The 16934-nt window shown below is 64.8% G+C and carries 10 protein-coding genes; 7 read left to right on the forward strand and 3 right to left on the reverse strand.

Annotated elements, in window-relative coordinates:
* Nucleotides 1-121 precede the first annotated feature (121 nt).
* Both ACVNHC_RS01160 and pdeM read left to right on the forward strand, forming a co-directional pair.
* Nucleotides 122-2647: a ligase-associated DNA damage response DEXH box helicase gene (locus ACVNHC_RS01160; RefSeq protein WP_457166220.1), complete on the forward strand. Its 2526-nt coding sequence runs from the start codon at nt 122-124 to the stop codon at nt 2645-2647.
* On the forward strand, nt 2644-3375 hold the full coding sequence (gene pdeM / locus ACVNHC_RS01165; RefSeq protein WP_050470905.1) for a ligase-associated DNA damage response endonuclease PdeM: 732 nt from the start codon (nt 2644-2646) through the stop codon (nt 3373-3375). Before ACVNHC_RS01160 ends, pdeM begins: the two co-directional genes overlap by 4 nt.
* A gap of 19 nt (nt 3376-3394) precedes the next feature.
* On the opposite strand, the gene ACVNHC_RS01170 is transcribed toward pdeM, so the two are convergent.
* From ACVNHC_RS01170 to ACVNHC_RS01180, 3 genes are all read right to left on the reverse strand, one after another.
* The gene (locus ACVNHC_RS01170) at nt 3395-4129 is read right to left on the reverse strand and encodes a TIGR02186 family protein (RefSeq protein ID WP_457166221.1); all 735 of its coding nucleotides are present in this window, start codon (nt 4127-4129) and stop codon (nt 3395-3397) included.
* Between the two features lie 50 nt (nt 4130-4179).
* Complete coding sequence (locus tag ACVNHC_RS01175; protein WP_050470903.1) at nt 4180-5109, reverse strand: sulfite exporter TauE/SafE family protein; 930 nt, start codon at nt 5107-5109, stop codon at nt 4180-4182.
* Between the two features lie 119 nt (nt 5110-5228).
* Nucleotides 5229-9560, reverse strand: coding sequence for a peptidoglycan-binding protein (locus ACVNHC_RS01180; protein WP_457166222.1), 4332 nt, complete (start codon nt 9558-9560; stop codon nt 5229-5231).
* Nucleotides 9561-9930: 370 nt separating this feature from the next.
* On the opposite strand from ACVNHC_RS01180, the gene ACVNHC_RS01185 reads away from it, so the two are divergent.
* From ACVNHC_RS01185 to ACVNHC_RS01205, 5 genes are all read left to right on the forward strand, one after another.
* Nucleotides 9931-10395 (forward strand): MerR family transcriptional regulator, encoded by a 465-nt coding sequence (locus ACVNHC_RS01185; protein WP_050470901.1) that lies wholly within the window; start codon nt 9931-9933, stop codon nt 10393-10395.
* Nucleotides 10396-10635: 240 nt separating this feature from the next.
* Nucleotides 10636-12426 (forward strand): acyl-CoA dehydrogenase C-terminal domain-containing protein, encoded by a 1791-nt coding sequence (locus ACVNHC_RS01190; protein ID WP_122519506.1) that lies wholly within the window; start codon nt 10636-10638, stop codon nt 12424-12426.
* A gap of 83 nt (nt 12427-12509) precedes the next feature.
* Entirely contained in the window at nt 12510-13148 is a 639-nt protein-coding gene (locus ACVNHC_RS01195; protein ID WP_457166223.1) for a glutathione S-transferase family protein, read from the forward strand.
* A 24-nt stretch (nt 13149-13172) separates the two neighbouring features.
* Nucleotides 13173-14381 (forward strand): acetyl-CoA C-acetyltransferase, encoded by a 1209-nt coding sequence (locus tag ACVNHC_RS01200; RefSeq protein WP_094462236.1) that lies wholly within the window; start codon nt 13173-13175, stop codon nt 14379-14381.
* Between the two features lie 23 nt (nt 14382-14404).
* Nucleotides 14405-16624, forward strand: coding sequence for a 3-hydroxyacyl-CoA dehydrogenase NAD-binding domain-containing protein (locus ACVNHC_RS01205; protein ID WP_457166224.1), 2220 nt, complete (start codon nt 14405-14407; stop codon nt 16622-16624).
* The last annotated feature ends 310 nt before the right edge of the window (nt 16625-16934 follow it).

The following is a 16934-nucleotide window of genomic DNA, read 5'->3' on the forward strand; positions in this document are numbered from 1 at the left end:
CAGAGGCCGGAAACCGTTCGATCCGAAAGAGCTTGGAGCGGCAACTCTCTGACCTATAATCATCCGGCAAGGCCTTTGGCCACTTCCCGCAACGCCTCGGCCTTATGCGCAACCCTTGATCATGACCGCCTTCCCTCAGGATCAGCTTCTGCCCGAACGGTTCCGCGCCTGGTTTGCCGCGCGCGGCTGGAGCCCGCGCGAGCACCAGCTGGCCTTGCTGGATGTGCTGGGCCGCGGGCAGTCCGCGCTGCTCATTGCCCCGACCGGCGCAGGCAAGACGCTGGCGGGTTTCCTGCCGAGCCTTGTCGAGCTGACGGAACGGGGACGGCCAAAGCCGGGCACGGTTCAGGCGATGCGGCAGGGGGTGCATACGCTCTACATTTCCCCGCTCAAGGCGCTCGCCGTCGATATTGCCCGCAATCTGGAAACGCCGGTGGCGGAGATGGACCTGCCGGTGCGGATCGAGACGCGCACCGGCGACACCCCCACCCACAAGCGCCAGCGGCAGAAGCAGGCACCGCCCGATATCCTGCTGACAACGCCGGAACAGATCGCCCTGCTGCTGTCCGACCCCGCAGCCTCCGGCATGTTCAAGGGCCTGAAGACCATCGTTCTGGATGAACTCCATGCGCTGGTCACCTCCAAGCGCGGCGATCTGCTGGCGCTTGGGCTTGCCCGCCTGCGCCGTATTGCCCCGGATGTGCGGCTCGTCGGCCTGTCGGCAACGGTGGCAGAGCCGGATGACCTGCGCGCCTATCTGGTGGCACAGACGGATCCGGATGGCCGCTGCCTGAGCGAGCTGGTCACCGTCACCGGCGGGGCTGCACCGGATATTACCATTCTCGATACTGCGGAGCGCGTGCCCTGGGCCGGGCATTCGGCCCGCTATGCGCTGGATGACATCTACCGGCTTCTCAAGGCGCACCGGGTGACGCTGCTCTTCGTCAACACCCGCTCGCAGGCCGAAAGCCTGTTTCAGGATCTGTGGAAGATCAACGAGGACACCCTGCCCATCGCCCTGCACCATGGCTCGCTGGATGTGGGACAGCGGCGCAAGGTGGAAGCCGCGATGGCCTCGGGTCAGCTCCGCGCCGTGGTTGCCACCTCGTCCCTCGACATGGGCATCGACTGGGGGGATATCGATCTCGTCATCAATGTGGGCGCGCCGAAGGGGGCAAGCCGCCTTGCCCAGCGCATCGGCCGCGCCAATCACCGCATGGACGAGCCCTCGCGTGCCGTTCTCGTCCCCGCCAACCGTTTCGAGGTGCTGGAATGCCGGGCCGCGCTCGAAGCCTCCACCAGCGGCGGGCAGGACACCCCGCCCCTGCGGCGCGGCGCGCTGGATGTGCTGGCCCAGCATATTCTCGGCATGGGCTGCGCCGGACCTTTTGATGCCGGAGAGCTCTACGCCGAAATCCGCGAGACGCAGACCTACCGCCATCTAGACCGCGAAACCTTTGCCCGCGTGCTCGATTTCGTGGCCACCGGCGGCTATGCGCTGAAAAGCTATGACCGCTACGCCAAGCTGAAACAGGGCCCGGACGGGCTGTGGCGCATCACCCATCCGCGCATTGCCCAGCAATACCGGCTGAATGTGGGCACCATTGTCGAAGCCCCCATGCTGAAGGTGAGGCTGGTGCGCGGCAAGGAGCAGGGCCGCCGCACGCCGCTGGGACGCGGCGGCCGGGTGCTGGGCGAGATCGAGGAATGGTTTCTGGAGCAGCTTGCCCCCGGCGATACCTTCCTCTTTGCAGGCGAGATCCTGCGGTTTGAAAGCATCATCGAAAGCGAGGCCTATGTCTCGCGGGCCAAGGCCGAAAAACCGATGGTGCCCTCCTATCAGGGCGGCAAGTTTCCGCTCTCCACCTATCTGGCCGATGGCGTGCGGCGGCTTTTGTCCGAGCCGGACCACTGGCCGGCCTTGCCGGATCAAGTGCGCGACTGGCTGGAACTGCAGCGGGCCAAGTCCCTGCTGCCCAGCCGCAGCGGCCTGCTGGTGGAGACCTTCCCGCGTGCCGGCAAGCACTACCTCGTCTGCTATCCCTTCGAGGGGCGCCTTGCCCACCAGACACTCGGCATGCTGCTGACCCGGCGGCTGGAGCGGCTGGGCGCCAAGCCGCTGGGCTTTGTCGCCAATGACTACGCGCTGGCGATCTGGGGGCTGGGGGATCCGGATCTTCTCATCCGCACCGGCCGCCTGTCTCTCGATGCCCTGTTCGAGGAGGATCTTCTGGGCGACGACCTTGATGCCTGGCTGGCGGAGTCCAGCCTTTTGAAGCGCACCTTCCGCTACTGCGCCGTCATTTCCGGCCTGATCGAGCGGCGCCATCCGGGGCAGGAGAAATCCGGCCGTCAGGTCACGGTTTCATCCGATCTCATCTATGATGTGCTGCGCCAGCACGAGCCGGACCATATCCTTCTGCGTGCAACATGGAACGATGCAGCAGAAGGACTTCTGGATATCTCCCGGCTTGGTGAACTTCTTTTAAGGATCAAGGGTCGAATCACGCATACTCATCTCGCAAGAGTTTCGCCCCTTGCGGTTCCTGTTCTGCTGGAAATCGGAAGAGAACCCATTTATGGCGAGGCTCAGGAAAGCATCCTTGCAGAAGCAGCGGATGATTTGATCGGGGAGGCCATGGCATGACGGCGCTCAGACAGCCGGGACCAATGCGGCGCACCACGCCCGTGTGTCACGATATTGCCGTTGCCGGAACCCAGCTCGGTCTGCATGACAGCGGCGTCGCCTGGTGGGCCGAAGAAGCCACCCTCATCGTCGCCGACCTGCATCTGGAAAAAGCCTCCTCCCTCGCCCGCCGCGGCGTTCTGCTGCCGCCCTATGATACGGCGGCCACGCTGGAACGCCTGGCACTGGTGATCGAGGCTTTCGACCCGTCCCGCATCATTGCCCTGGGGGACAGTTTCCATGATGCGGAAGGCTCGGACCGGCTGCCCGCACCTTACCGCGCCTTCCTTGCCACGCTGCAGCTCAACCGCGAATGGATCTGGGTCACCGGCAATCATGATCCTGTGGCGCCTGTGCGGCTCTGCGGGGAATGCGTTGACGATCTCACCCTGGGCGGCCTCACCTTCCGGCATGAGCCCTCAGAAGGCAACGGCGCTGCAAAGGGTGAAGTCTGCGGCCATCTGCATCCGGCGGCCAAGGTGCGCCGCTATGGCCGCTCCATCCGCCGCCCCTGCTTTGCCACCGATGGCACACGGCTGGTCCTGCCGGCCTTCGGCGCGCTGACGGGCGGTCTGAATGTGATGGATCCGGCCTTTGCGGCCGTTTTCCCGCCCCGCCGTTTCTCGGCTTTCCTTCTGGGAGCGGACAGGCTCTACCCCTTCACAGCCGCCAAGCTGATCGCAGACTGATCCCGCCAGCGGCTTACGCTCAATCCCTGCGGAAGACGACACCGGCAAGCCAGCCGGTGAAGACCGCCAGCGCAATCGCCGCAAGCCCGTAAAGCGCAGGCTGCTCATGCGCCATGTCGAAAGTCATCTGCTCGAAGCCGGTCTTGGCCACCGTCAGTCCCTTCTGATCCTGCGCCAGCATTTCTCCGCCCCTTAGAAGAAACGTGTCCACCGTATAGACACCGACCGGCGTCGTCGCAGGCAGTGAAATGGTCGTGCGGAACATGGTCGGGGTCAGAAACTCCACCTTGCCCGGCTGGTCCACGTAGGTGCCATGCTCCTTGCGCAGCCGCAGAAAAGCGTGGCGGAAATGGGCTCTCTCGGCGAGCGGCATCTCGGAATCGGCCCTCATGGGCAGATTGACGTAGCTTGCCCCGATGCTGTTTTCCTCCAGCATCTGCCGCGGGCCCAGTTCGCTCGCCGGATCGGTCGAGGACATGACGTAGAATGAGGGCACGCCGTAAAACGTCTCGGCTTCCCGGTTGACCCACAGCACACCGAGAAAACGGCCCTTGCGGCGCGTCGTGACGTTTTCGGGCGGACCTTTCAGCACCACCGCGAGGTCATAACCGGCATCGGGCGCAGAGACGCCGGGCGGCAATTCCACCTGGCCGAAGACGACGATCTTCGCGCCGGTGAAATTCGAGGCGATGCTGACCGTGTCCGCTGACAGGGCCGTTACCAGACCTTCAGCGCGCGCTGCAGACGGCAGCAAGGCCCCTGCTAGCACACACACAGCCACAAGATGACGGGACAGCGAATGCATCACAGGCCCTCCCCCTTGCGCACGGCGACCGAGTAGAACTCGTCCGGCATGACGACAAGATCCACGGCGAACCGCACGCCAACCGCCAGCACCAGCAGCGCCAGGAGAAGGCGCAACTGGTCACCGCGCAGCTTCTGGCCCATGCGGGCACCGAACTGCGCCCCGATGACGCCGCCAATCATCAGCGTCAAGGCCAGCACGATGTCGATCGTCTGGGTGCTGATGGACAGGAACAGCGTGGCAAAAGCCATCGTGAAGAGAATTTGCATCAGCGAGGTGCCGATGACGATGCTGGTCGGCATGCGCAGCAGATAGATCATGGCGGGGACCATGAGGAAGCCGCCGCCGATGCCCAGAACCGTGCCGATGAAGCCGATGCCGGCACCAAGCACGATGATCGGGATGACGCTGAGATAAAGCTTCGACTTGCGGAAGCGCACCTTCAGCGGCAGGCCATGGATCCAGTTGTGCTGGCCGGGCTTGCGGGCCGCGCGGGCCGTGCCTGCCCGGCGCTGGCGGATCGCCCGCAGGGATTCCACCAGCATCAGGCCGCCAACGGTGCTGAGGAACGTCACGTAGGACAGGGCAATGACCACATCGAGCTGGCCTATGGCCTGCAGCTTGCCGAAAAGCCAGGCGCCGGCAGCCGAACCGGCAATACCCGCCGTAAGCAGGATGCCGGCCATCTTCATGTCGATGGCCCCGCGCCGCCAGTAAGTCAGCACGCCGGAGGCCGACGAGGCCACGGTCTGCGTGGTGACGGTGGCCACGGCCACGGCGGGGGGGATGCCGGAGAAGATGAGAAGCGGCGTCAGCAGAAAGCCGCCGCCAATGCCGAAGAGCCCGGACAGAAAGCCCACGGCGCCACCCATGCCGAAGATCATGAACATGTTCACCGAAATCTCGGCGATGGGCAGATACAGTTGCACGGGCTCAATACCGGCTTGCGGCAGCCGCGCGGGGCGCGGCGCCTGAACGGAAAGACACGTGTTAAAAGGGCTGCTTTTGCAGCCCTGTCAACCTTGGAATTTCAGCAATCTGCTCACATTCAGATTGAACGTCCGAGCAGAGCCCTGATCAGACCAGCATCCACGTTTCCGGTTACCGGAAGGTTGGCGCTGCGCTGAAAAGCTTCAATCGCAGAACGGGTCTTCGGGCCCATGGAGCCATCAGCCACGCCAGGATCGAAACCGAGCTTCTGCAGCAGAGCCTGAACCTGGATAACTTCGTTCACTTCCCCGCCCGCAGCTGCATTGACCGGCATGGCCAGCGCCGCCTCATCCCACGCCGGATCCAGCAGAACCGTGTTGGCTGCCGGGTTAAGGTCCTTGAGCCTGAATGTCTCCACCGCAAGGCGGGCAGCGGCAAGGCCGCTGGCGTCGAGCATGTTGGCCACATCGTCACGCTTGCGGGCGGCTTCCGCGTCACCGCCGCGCGCGGCAATGGCGAACCACTTGTAGCTTTCGACTAGATCCTTCTCGACGCCAATGCCCCGGGCATAGAGGATGCCCAGATTGTAGAGGCTGTCGGCAACCCCGTGTTCAGCGGCCGACTTGAACCACTTGGCAGCCGCTGCCATGTCCGGCTGGGCTTCGGCGCCCTCGGCATAGATGACGGCGAGATTGTGCATGGCCTTGGCGTTACCGGCTTCCGCAGCCTTCAGATAGAGGTCGCGTGCCTTGGTGATGTCGCGCGGCACACCACGGCCCTTTTCATAAAGGCTGGCAAGGCGGTACTGCGCGGGAGCGAGCCCCTTGGCCGCTGCGCGCTCATACCAGCGGGCGGCTTCCGCCAGATCCGGCGTGACACCCTTGCCTTCGGTGTAATGAACCCCGATCTGGAATTCCGCTGCGGCGTTGCCGGCGGCAGCGGCGCTGCGCAGGGCCATCGGACCCGCCGTTTCCGGCGGCAGGGCACCGGCGTCGGCACCGGACTGCGGATCGGCGGCCGCGAGGCTGGCGGACGGCTGCTGCGGCCCGGTGACAAAAGGTGTATCGCCGAACTTGCCGCTGATCGCAGGCGGCGCGAAGGCGAGATCAGGTGCCATTTCCGGGGCCTGAACAGAAGGCTGGGCAGAGACCGCCGGCGGCACCTGGGCGGCAGGCACCTGCTCCAGCGGCATGGCCCCACTGGATGGCGGGGTCACATTGCGGGCGGGCGCTTCTGCCATCTGCGTCTGTCCGGCCGTTGAACCGGGCTGCGCCGTGGCCTCGTCGAGAGCCTTGGCAATGTCCTGCTCGGTCAGCTCCAGAACGGGCTGCGTGCCGGTGCCATCGGAAGCTTCCGCCAGCTGCTTGCCTTCGTCCTGAGCATCCGGAGCCGAAGCCGTATCGCCGCCTCCGGTCGACAGACGGAAGACCTGCAGCGTGCCGATTGCCAGAACGACCGCAGCCGCCGCCAGCAGGATCGCGCGCTTGCGGCCGGTGCCGAACAGGCTGCTGCCGCTGCCCGCTGCGGCTTCGTCGCGGATATCGGCAGCAAGGTCCGCCAGATCGAGATCACCTGCAGCCTTGCCCTCATCTGCGGGGGCCTTCTGCGGCTTGCCGACCATAGGCTCGATCTTGGCGCGGGTCCCCCCCTCCGCAGCCGCTTTCTCCGGCTTGCGGGCATCATCCTTCGCGGCAGTCCTTGCCACAGTCTTTGCCGTATCCCGGCGAAGGGCGCGGCGGAACCAGCTGGCGCGGCTATCGCTGGCAGCGTCCTCGCCTTCATCCTGCTCCAGCTTGGCCTGCTGCTGAACTTCGGCGGATGCTGCATGGGCTGCGCGGCGGGCGGCTGCAATGAAATCAGCCTTGCGGTCGCGGGTGCGGTCGCGCGGGCGCTCTTGTTCGCCTGCGGCTGCGGCACTCAGCGGCAAGCCCGGCAGCGGAGCACGGCGGGCGCTGCTGCTCTCACCGGCCGGGCGGGAGGCAGCGCCACGGTCCAGCGTGCTGCGTTCCAGCGAGTCGAGCCGGTCGGTGATGCCGGTCAGAATGGACTGAACGCCATCAAATGTGTTGCGCGTGCGCGTCTCGGAGCCCTGCGCAGCATCCATGAGACGGCGCAGATCGTCGCGCAGCGCGCCGATGGCACCGTCATATTCGTCCGTGGCCGGAGCCTTTTCGATCACGGCACGGCGGGCGGCCTTTTCGGCCACCTCAATCACTTCCTCGCGGGTGGCGCGCAGATTGCTCTCGATGCGCGACAGCACCTTCTCAATGCCGGCAACGCTGGACAGGCGCCCTTCCGTTGCCTGCAGCTGATCCGCCAGCGCACTGATCTTGCCGGTGATCTGGTCAAGGCGCCGGTCATCGAAGCTGTCTCCGCCCCGGGAGACGGCGTCCGCCAGTTCGCTGATGCGTGCCTCGAGCGCAGCAACGGAAGGCGCGGGCTGCTCGACCGAACGGCGGATCCCGGCGATCTCGCTGCGCAGCGCGGCCATGTCCTCCGCCGTGACGCTGTCACGCGGCGCGGACAGACGGCCGGACAAATCCGAAATCTGCCGCTCAAGCTGGGCCAGCATCTGCGCTTCAAAGGCACTGCCTTCGCCGAAGGACGGCAGGCTCACCGGCTGGCTGGAGCGTTCCTCGATCCGGGCAATCTGGCTGTGGATGCCGTCGAGACGGTTTTCCAGCTCGGCAAAGGCGCGGTCATAGGCAGGCTGCGCCGTGCCGCCCTGCTCGATGCCGGAGAGCCGGTCCATGATTTCGTCGAGACGGTTGTCCACCTGGCCGAAACGGGCATCGTCACGCCCTGCGCGTCCGTTCTCGCGCGACAGCATGCCGAAGATCTCCTCCAGCCGCCCGTTGAGGCGGTCAAGAGCCTCGGCATCCGGCATGCGGTCTTCCATCGCGGACAGCCGGTCATCGAGGCCGCGCTGCTCGCGCGCCAGGATTTCCAGCTCGTCCAGGCGGCTGGCGACAAAGCGGATGCGGTCGTCTACCGAACCGATGAGACCGGTAAAATCAACCTGCTCCACCAGCTTGCGCATGTCGCGCAGTTCCTGCCGCAGCGGCTCGATGTCAGGCCGGGCATGGGAGCGCAGCAGGCTTTCCACCCGGTCGGAGATATCGCCCACCCGGCCTTCCAGCACCATCAGATGCTCGGCGCGCGGCAGCGAAGCAAGGCCGTCCTCGATCTCGACCAGACGGGCACTGAGATTGCGCACGACGCGCGGATCAACGGCAGAACGGGTCAGTTCGTCCAATCGCTGCACCACATGGGCATAGCCCATTTCCAGCGACTTCAACGTGCCATCCACATTGGTCTGGCCGATCAGTGTCTTCAGGCTGGAAATCTCGCCGCGCAGTTCCTTCGCCAGACGGTCGTTGCCACCACCGGCACGCAGGCCCTCGACCATTTCCGCCAGACGGCGCATCTCACGCCGGTCGCTGTCATCGCGCCGGGCGGCAGGCATGTTGCCGATGGCTTCGCGCAGGGAGCCGATTTCCTGCCGCACCACATCCAGCGCCTCTTCCTGCGGGTGGCGCAGGGCGTCGATGCGGCGGGCCAGATCCTGATAGAGATGGCGGGACTGCTTTTCCCCCTCACGGGCGGCCTGCTCAGCCGCAGCGCGGCGCGGGGCGGGGCAGGAGCGGGTGTCCTGCGCCTCGAAATCTTCCTCGATCAGCCGCTCCAGCGGGCTGCCGCGGCGGCGTGGCTGTGCCGGGTCACGGCGCGGGGTGCGGGCGGCAAAATCGTCTTCGTCATCCAGTTCCGCACCGGCTGCCAGTTCGTCGAAGTCATAACCGGGCACACCACGGCCCTTCTTCGGTGCCGGGGCACGCTGGGGCTGGGGGCGGCGGGCCTGAGGCCGGACAGAAGCACGGGCGGGCGCCTCGTCCTCGTAATCCTCATCCTCGAAATGAGAGCCGTAAGCCCCGCTGCCGAAGTCTGCTTCATCGTCCGGCGCTTCATGGGGCCGGACGGGCGAGGACAGGGTTTCCACGCGGCGGTCCAGACGCTCCAGCGCCTCGAGAACGGCGTCGATCCGGCCAGACGCGGCAGGGCGGGCGGGAGCAGCCTCACGGCGCGCACGCGCGGAGCGCTCGCCATGCTCTGCGGTGTCATGGGCCGGACGGCGGCGGCTTTCTTCGGGCTTGCGGCGGGCGCGCTGGCGGCTGTTCATCAGGCGGTCGAGCTCGCTCGCCACCTCTTCCAGTTCCTGCGCGGTTTCAGAGGCGTGGCTGGCCCGGCCAAAGTTGCCGGCAGCGGTGGATGTGCGCGTCAGACGCTCGACACGCTCCTGCGGACGCTCTGTGCGCGAGCCATAGCCCTCGTCAAAGCCGTCATCCTCTTCGTCATATCCCGGACCATCCCAGCCGTCATGGCTACGCCGGGCATATCCCGCGTCATGACGTACGCTGCCGCTTTCAGGCTTGCGGGTTTTCCAAGAGGACATTGACTGGACCTGGCCTTGCGGTCGTGCTGACCATTGAACACAAGAGATGCTGCAGAAGCCCGGAACGCGATACTGACTTGGCAACGAAGCAATTGATGAATCTTTGTCGTGTTAGGGTAAACACCGCGTTAACTGGCACTGCATGTTGCAACAGCAGCCCCCCGGAAACGCGCTCTGGCGGGGCTGTTTGTCAAAAAATTGCGTAAGGTCACTGGACCATTCCGTATGCGTAAGGTAAGGCAGAGACAAGCAGGCAGTCTCGGGCCCTCCCTCCTCAAGGGCCGTGACGCCGGGGGCATCCGCCCGCATGCACGTCAGATTTTCCGCAGTACAGCAGGTTCGGCCACATGCGGACGGACAGGACAAGGCAATGAGCGAAGCACTTTCCATTCAGGACGGCAACGAGATTGCCGATGTCGTTGCCGCAGCCGACGACAGCACCAAGAAGACCCAATTCACCATCGGTGACCTTGCCAAGGAATTCGGCGTCACCCTGCGCACCCTGCGCTTCTATGAAGACCGGGGCCTGCTGAACCCCAAGCGTGACGGCCTCAACCGCGTCTACACCCGCCGTGACCGCGCCCGCCTGAAGCTCGTCGTCATGGGCAAGCGCGTCGGCTTCTCCCTGTCCGAGATCCGCGACATGCTGGATCTTTATGACCTGCGCGACGGCCAGGTGACCCAGCTGCGCGTCGCCCTCTCCCGCTTCAACGAGCAGATTGCCGTGCTGGAAACCCAGCGCAAGGACATCGATCAGGCGATTGAAGAGCTGTCGCGTACCGTCGCCATCGTCTCCGGCATGCTGAAGCACAAGGAAAACGAAGGCGGGGAGTGATCCCGGCCCGGCCGCCATTTTCTCCTGGCGGCGGCAAAACAGCGCGCCTGACCATCAAAACCGGAGCCTTCGCTCCGGTTTTTCGCGTTTCATGACACAGTTTTCATTCATTTCACGCAAAAACAGGCGTACCTTCCCCAAGGACATGGCTTGCCCGCCCGAAAATTGAGACGTATATATCGGGAGAGGTGACGTTTACGGAAACGTCAACTGCCAACGGTTACGTTCTGGGAGGAATTGATGCCGGCTTACCGTGCTCCCGTCGAGGACACCCTCTTCCTGCTCAATGATGTGTTCGGCTACGAACGCTACAGCAATCTGCCGGGCTTCGCTGATGCGACGCCGGATCTGGTGGAAGCCATCCTGCGCGAAGGCGCCAAGTTCTGCGAGGAAATCGTCCAGCCCCTGAACCAGACCGGTGACCGGGAAGGCTGCGTCCGCCATGAAGATGGGCGGGTGAGCGCGCCCAAGGGCTTCCAGGCTGCCTATGACGCCTATTGCGAAGGCGGCTGGGGCGGTCTGTCCGTCAGCCCGGACTTCGGCGGCCAGGGCCTGCCGCATACGCTGGCGATGATCATGGCCGAGTACATGTCCTCCGCCAACATGGCCTTTGCCATGTATCCGGGCCTGACGGCCGGCGCCATCGCCGCCCTCACCCTGCATGGCACGGATGCGCAGAAGGAAATCTATCTGCCGAAGATGGTGGCGGGCACCTGGACCGGCACCATGAACCTGACCGAGCCCCATTGCGGCACGGATCTGGGCCTCATCCGCACCAAGGCGGTGCCGCAGGGCGACGGCAGCTATGCCATCTCCGGCACCAAGATCTTCATTTCCGCCGGCGAGCACGACATGGCGGAAAACATCATCCATCTGGTGCTGGCCCGCATCGAAGGCGCACCGGACGGGGTGAAGGGCATCTCGCTCTTCGTGGTGCCGAAATTCGTTCCTGCCGCCGACGGCACGCCGGGCGAGCGCAACGGCGTTTCCTGCGGCTCCATCGAGCACAAGATGGGCATCCACGGCAACGCCACCTGCGTCATGAACTATGACGGCGCCCGCGGCTGGCTGGTTGGCGAGGAGCACAAGGGCCTGCGCGCCATGTTCACCATGATGAACGAGGCCCGCCTCGGCGTCGCGGTACAGGGTCTGGCGCAGTCCGAAGTCGCCTATCAGAACGCCGTCATCTACGCCAAGGACCGCATCCAGGGCCGCGCCCTGACCGGGCCGAAGGCGGCGGACAAGGCAGCCGATCCGATCATCGTGCATCCGGACGTGCGCCGCGTGCTGATGTCGATCCGCTCCTTCAACGAGGCCGCCCGCGCTCTGGTGCTGTGGACTGCCCTCAAGGGCGACGTGTCGCACCGCTCCGAAGACGAGGCCGAGCGCGTCAAGGCCGACGACATGATGGGGCTGATGACACCGGTTCTGAAGGGCGTGCTCACCGACACCGGCTTTGCCAATGCGGTCAACGCCCAGCAGATGTTTGGCGGCCACGGCTACATCGCTGAATGGGGCATGGAGCAGTTCGTCCGCGATGCCCGCATCGCCATGATCTACGAAGGTGCCAACGGCATTCAGGCGCTGGATCTCGTCGGCCGCAAGCTTCCGGCCAATGGCGGGCGGGCCGTCATGGCCTTCTTCGAAGAGGTCGGCGCCTTCCTGAAAGCCCACAAGGAAGACGAGGCGCTGGCGCCCTACACCAAGCCGCTGAAGCAGGGGCTCGATCATCTGCAGGCCGCGACCATGTGGTTCATGCAGAATGCGATGAGCAACCCGGACAACGCAGGCGCTGGCTCCACCGACTACATGCATCTCTTCGGGCTGGTTGCCCTTGGCTACATGTGGGCGCAGATGGCCAAGGCGGCGCAGGCCAAGATCGCCAGCGGCGAGGAGACGGAGCGTTTCGAGGCCAAGCTGACCTTCGGACGCTACTTCATGGAACGGACCATGCCGGAAACGGGCGCGCATCTGGCCCGCATCACCAGCGGTTCCGCCACCATGATGAGCCTTGCGGCGGACGCATTCTAAGCCTTTGATACGCCATAGCCCCGGGCGCCATGCCCGGGGCAGCCCCGCCAAAGAAAAGCCCGCCGCTGCGGGCTGGAGGTTTCATGGCCGAGTATGTCCTGCATTGTTTCGCCCAGTCCGGCAACGCCTACAAGGTTGCCCTCATGCTCCAGCTTGCCGGAGCTGAGTGGGAAGCCCGCTTCTGCGACTTCTTTAATGGCGCCACCCGCACGCCGGAGTTCCGCGCCGAAGTGAACGAAATGGGCGAGATTCCGGTGCTGGAGCACAAGGGCCTGAAGCTCAGCCAGTCCGGCGTCATCCTTGATTACCTCGCCGAGGAACTGGGCGAGTTCGGCGCCCACACGGAAGACGAAGCTCGTGAAATCCTGCGCTGGGTGCTGTTCGACAACCACAAGCTCACCAGCTACACCGCAACGCTCCGCTTCCTGCGCCAGTTCGCCAAGACCGGCGAGACGCCGGTGACGGCCTTCTTCGAGGCGCGGGCCAAGTCGGCCTACGCCATTCTCGACAAGCATCTGGAGGGGCGCCGTTTCGTGGCGGCGGACCGGCCGACCACGGCGGATCTGTCCCTCTGCGGCTATCTCTTCTGGCCCGAAGAGATCGGCATCGACTTTACCCCCTATTCCAACATCGCCCGCTGGCTGGATGCGATCCGCGCCCTGCCCGGCTGGGTGCACCCTTATGAACTCATGCCGGGGCACCCGCTGCCCGCCAAGGCCTGACAAGAACCACATCAGGAGGAAACCATGCCCGAGGCCTATGTATTCGACCATGTGCGCACCCCGCGCGGGCGCGGCAAGAAGGACGGCAGCCTGCACGAGGTGACCGCCGTCCGCCTTGCCGCCACCGCACTGGAGGCACTGCGCGACCGCAACAAGCTGGACACCCGTCAGGTGGACGATCTGGTGCTGGGCTGCGTCGATCCCATCGGCGAGGCCGGCGGCGACATCGCCCGTGCGGCGGTGTTTGCTTCCGGTTATGACAACTCGGTCCCGGGCATGCAGATCAACCGCTTCTGTGCCTCCGGCCTTGATGCGGTGAACATGGCCGCCGCGCAGGTCATGTCCGGCCAGCATCAACTGGTCGTGGCGGGCGGCGTGGAAAGCATGAGCCGCATCGGCATCGGCGCATCCGGCGGTGCCTGGCCGGTCGATCCGCAGGTGGCCCTGCCCTCCTATTTCATGCCGCAGGGCGTCTCGGCAGATCTCATCGCCACCAAATACGGTTTCACCCGTGACGACTGCGACGCCTATGCGGTGGAGAGCCAGAAGCGGGCGGCGAACGCCTGGGACAAGGGCTATTTCAACAAGTCCGTGGTGCCGGTGAAGGATGTCAACGGCATCACCATCCTTGGCCGTGACGAGCACATGCGCCCCGGCACGGACATGCAGTCGCTTGCCTCGCTCAACGCCTCCTTCGAGATGATGGGCGCCATGGGCGGCTTCGATGCGGTGGCCATTGCCGCCCATCCGGAGCTGGAAAAGGTGCGCCACGTGCACCACGCGGGCAATTCCTCAGGCATCGTCGATGGCGCTGCCGCCGTGCTGATCGGCTCGCGCAAGGCCGGCAAGTCGGCTGGCCTCAAGCCCCGCGCCCGCATCCGCGCCTTTGCCAACATCGGCTCGGAGCCCGCGCTGATGCTGACCGGCCCCGTGGATGTGACGGAAAAGCTGCTGGCCAATTCCGGCATGAAGCTGAAGGACATCGACCTGTTCGAGATCAACGAGGCCTTCGCCTCCGTGGTTCTGCGCTACCGGCAGGCCTTCGACCTTGATCCGTCCGTGGTCAACGTCAATGGCGGAGCCATCGCGCTCGGCCACCCGCTGGGCGCCACCGGCGCCATGATCCTCGGCACGGTTCTCGATGAACTGGAACGCCGCGACCTGAACACTGCCCTTGTCACCCTCTGCATCGGCGCCGGCATGGGCACGGCGACGATCATCGAGCGCGTGTGACAAGAGACCGGAGGAGACAAGCCATGACCTACAAGAACTTCACTCTTGAAACCGGCGCCGACGGCATCGCCCTGATCACCTGGGACATGAAGGACAAGTCGATGAACGTCATCGACCTGTCCGTGATGGACGATCTGGAAGCGATCGTTGCCCATGTGGCCACGGCGGATGCCATCAAGGGCGCCATCATCACATCCGGCAAGGCCGCCTTCTCGGGCGGTGCGGACCTGACCATGCTGGAAGGCCTGCTCAAGGGCTTCCATGCCGAGCGTGCGAAGGACCAGGAAGCGGCCGCCAAGGCGCTGTTCGAGGGCTCCCGCCGCCTGTCGCTGATCTACCGGAAGCTGGAGACCTGCGGCAAACCCTTCGTGGCCGCCATCAACGGCACCTGCATGGGCGGCGGCACCGAGCTGGCGCTCGCCTGTCATGCCCGGGTTGCCGCGGAGGATGACAGTTTCAAGATGGGCCTGCCGGAAGTAAAGGTCGGCCTCTTCCCCGGCGCAGGCGGCACCCAGCGCGTCATGCGCATGACCGATGCGCAGGCCGGCCTTCAGTTCCTGCTGCAGGGCCAGACCCTGCGTGCCGCCAAGGCCAAGCAGATGAAGCTGGTGGACGAGACGGCAGCGCCGAAGAAGCTGGTGGAGACCGCCCGCAAGATGCTGCAGGCAGGCGTCAAGCCGGTGAAGCCGTGGGACGAGAAGGGATTCAAGCTGCCGGGCGGCCCGGTCTATTCCCCCGCCGGTTTCCAGTTCTGGCCTGCCGCCAATGCCATCTACCGGCGTGAGACCCACGACAATTACCCCGGCGCCCGCGCCCTGCTGAAGTCCGTCTTCGAAGGGCTGCAGCTGCCGATGGATCTCGCCCTGCAGGTGGAAAGCCGCTACTTCGCCAATGTGCTGCAGAGCCCCGAAGCGGCGAACATGATCCGCTCGCTCTTCGTCTCCATGCAGGAGCTGAACAAAGGCGCCCGCCGTCCGCAGGACGTGAAGCCGAACAAGATCAAGAAGATCGGCGTGCTCGGCGCCGGCTTCATGGGCGCGGGCATTTCCTATGTCACGGCCAAGGCCGGGATCGACGTGGTGCTGATCGACCGCGATCAGGCCGCCGCCGACAAGGGCAAGGCCCATTCGGACGAGCTGATGAGCAAGGCCGTCTCGCGCGGCCATGCCACGGCGGAGGAAAAGGAAAAGCTCCTCGCCCGCATCACCCCGACGGACAACTATGACCTTCTCGCCGACTGCGATCTGGTGATCGAGGCCGTGTTCGAGGACCGTGAGGTCAAGCGTGTGGTGACGGAAAAGGCCGAGGCGGCGATGAAGGCCCGCGCCATCTACGCTTCCAACACCTCCACCCTGCCGATCACCTCGCTGGCGGAAGCCTCTTCCCGCCCGAAGAACTTCATCGGCATCCACTTCTTCTCGCCCGTCGACAAGATGATGCTGGTGGAAGTGATCCTCGGCAAGAAGACCTCCGACAAGGCGCTGGCCATGGCGCTGGACTACATCAAGGCCATCAAGAAGACGCCGATCGTCGTCAACGACAGCCGCGGCTTCTACACCTCGCGCGTGGTCATGACCTATGTCCGCGAAGGCCTGATGATGCTGGCCGATGGCGTTCCGGCGGCCATGATCGAGAATGCGGGCAAGATGGCCGGCATGCCGGTCGGCCCGTTGTCGCTGGGCGATGAAGTGGCGCTGGATCTCGCCTGGAAGATCGTCTCGGCCACCCGCAAGGACCTTGGCGTCAACTATGTGGAAGGCCCGCTCGACAACATCCTTGAGGAGATGGTGGTCAAGCGCGAGCGTTTCGGCCGCAAGAACGGCAAGGGCTTCTATGACTATGCAGGCAAGGAAAAGAGCCTGTGGCCCGGCATTCCGGAGGTCGTGGGCAAGCCCAAGGCAGCCGATCACTTCAACATCGAGGAGCTGAAGCAGCGGCTTCTGGTGATGCAGGCGCTGGAAACCGCCCGCATCTTCGAGGAAAAGTGCCTGACGGACGTGCGCGAGGCCGATGTCGGCTCGATCCTCGGCTTCGGCTTTGCCCCCTATACCGGCGGCACGCTGAGCTACATCGACATGATGGGCACCCATGCCTTCGTGGAGCTGTGCAAGAAGTTCACCAAGAAGTGGGGCCCGCGCTTCAAGCCCAACCGCCTGCTGCGCGAAATGGCCAAGACCAACGAGAGCTTCTACGGCAAGTTCCCGCCCAAGGCCGAAGCCGCCGTCACGGCGGATGCAGCCTGACAGGTTCTGCAAGTTAGCCTCGACGCCCGGCCCTGTGCCGGGCGTTTTGCTTTCTACGCTGTTCACCTACGCGAAGCAGTGATGGAACGGGCATGTCGCGGGGCTGCCCGTCTGGAGAGATCACGGCATGGATGCCATGGTCGAGCCATGGCATGACGGAGCGAGTGGTTCAGGTTTCGAGACAGCTCTTCTGCGGATACGGCCCCACATGCTAGGCGAGATTTCCGCACAAACCTCCCCATTTTCGTCATGCCATGGCTCGACCATGGCATCCACGCCGTTACCCGTCACCACGAAAAACAATGCGCCC

Source organism: Pannonibacter sp. Q-1 (assembly GCF_054073275.1).

Bases quoted from the DNA above. Each gene is read 5' to 3' on its own strand.
- ACVNHC_RS01160 (WP_457166220.1), top strand. From the start codon at position 122: ATGACCGCCTTCCCTCAGGATCAGCTTCTGCCCGAACGGTTCCGCGCC.
- pdeM (WP_050470905.1), top strand. From the start codon at position 2,644: ATGACGGCGCTCAGACAGCCGGGACCAATGCGGCGCACCACGCCCGTG.
- ACVNHC_RS01180 (WP_457166222.1), bottom strand. From the start codon at position 9,560: ATGTCCTCTTGGAAAACCCGCAAGCCTGAAAGCGGCAGCGTACGTCAT.
- ACVNHC_RS01185 (WP_050470901.1), top strand. From the start codon at position 9,931: ATGAGCGAAGCACTTTCCATTCAGGACGGCAACGAGATTGCCGATGTC.
- ACVNHC_RS01190 (WP_122519506.1), top strand. From the start codon at position 10,636: ATGCCGGCTTACCGTGCTCCCGTCGAGGACACCCTCTTCCTGCTCAAT.
- ACVNHC_RS01195 (WP_457166223.1), top strand. From the start codon at position 12,510: ATGGCCGAGTATGTCCTGCATTGTTTCGCCCAGTCCGGCAACGCCTAC.
- ACVNHC_RS01200 (WP_094462236.1), top strand. From the start codon at position 13,173: ATGCCCGAGGCCTATGTATTCGACCATGTGCGCACCCCGCGCGGGCGC.
- ACVNHC_RS01205 (WP_457166224.1), top strand. From the start codon at position 14,405: ATGACCTACAAGAACTTCACTCTTGAAACCGGCGCCGACGGCATCGCC.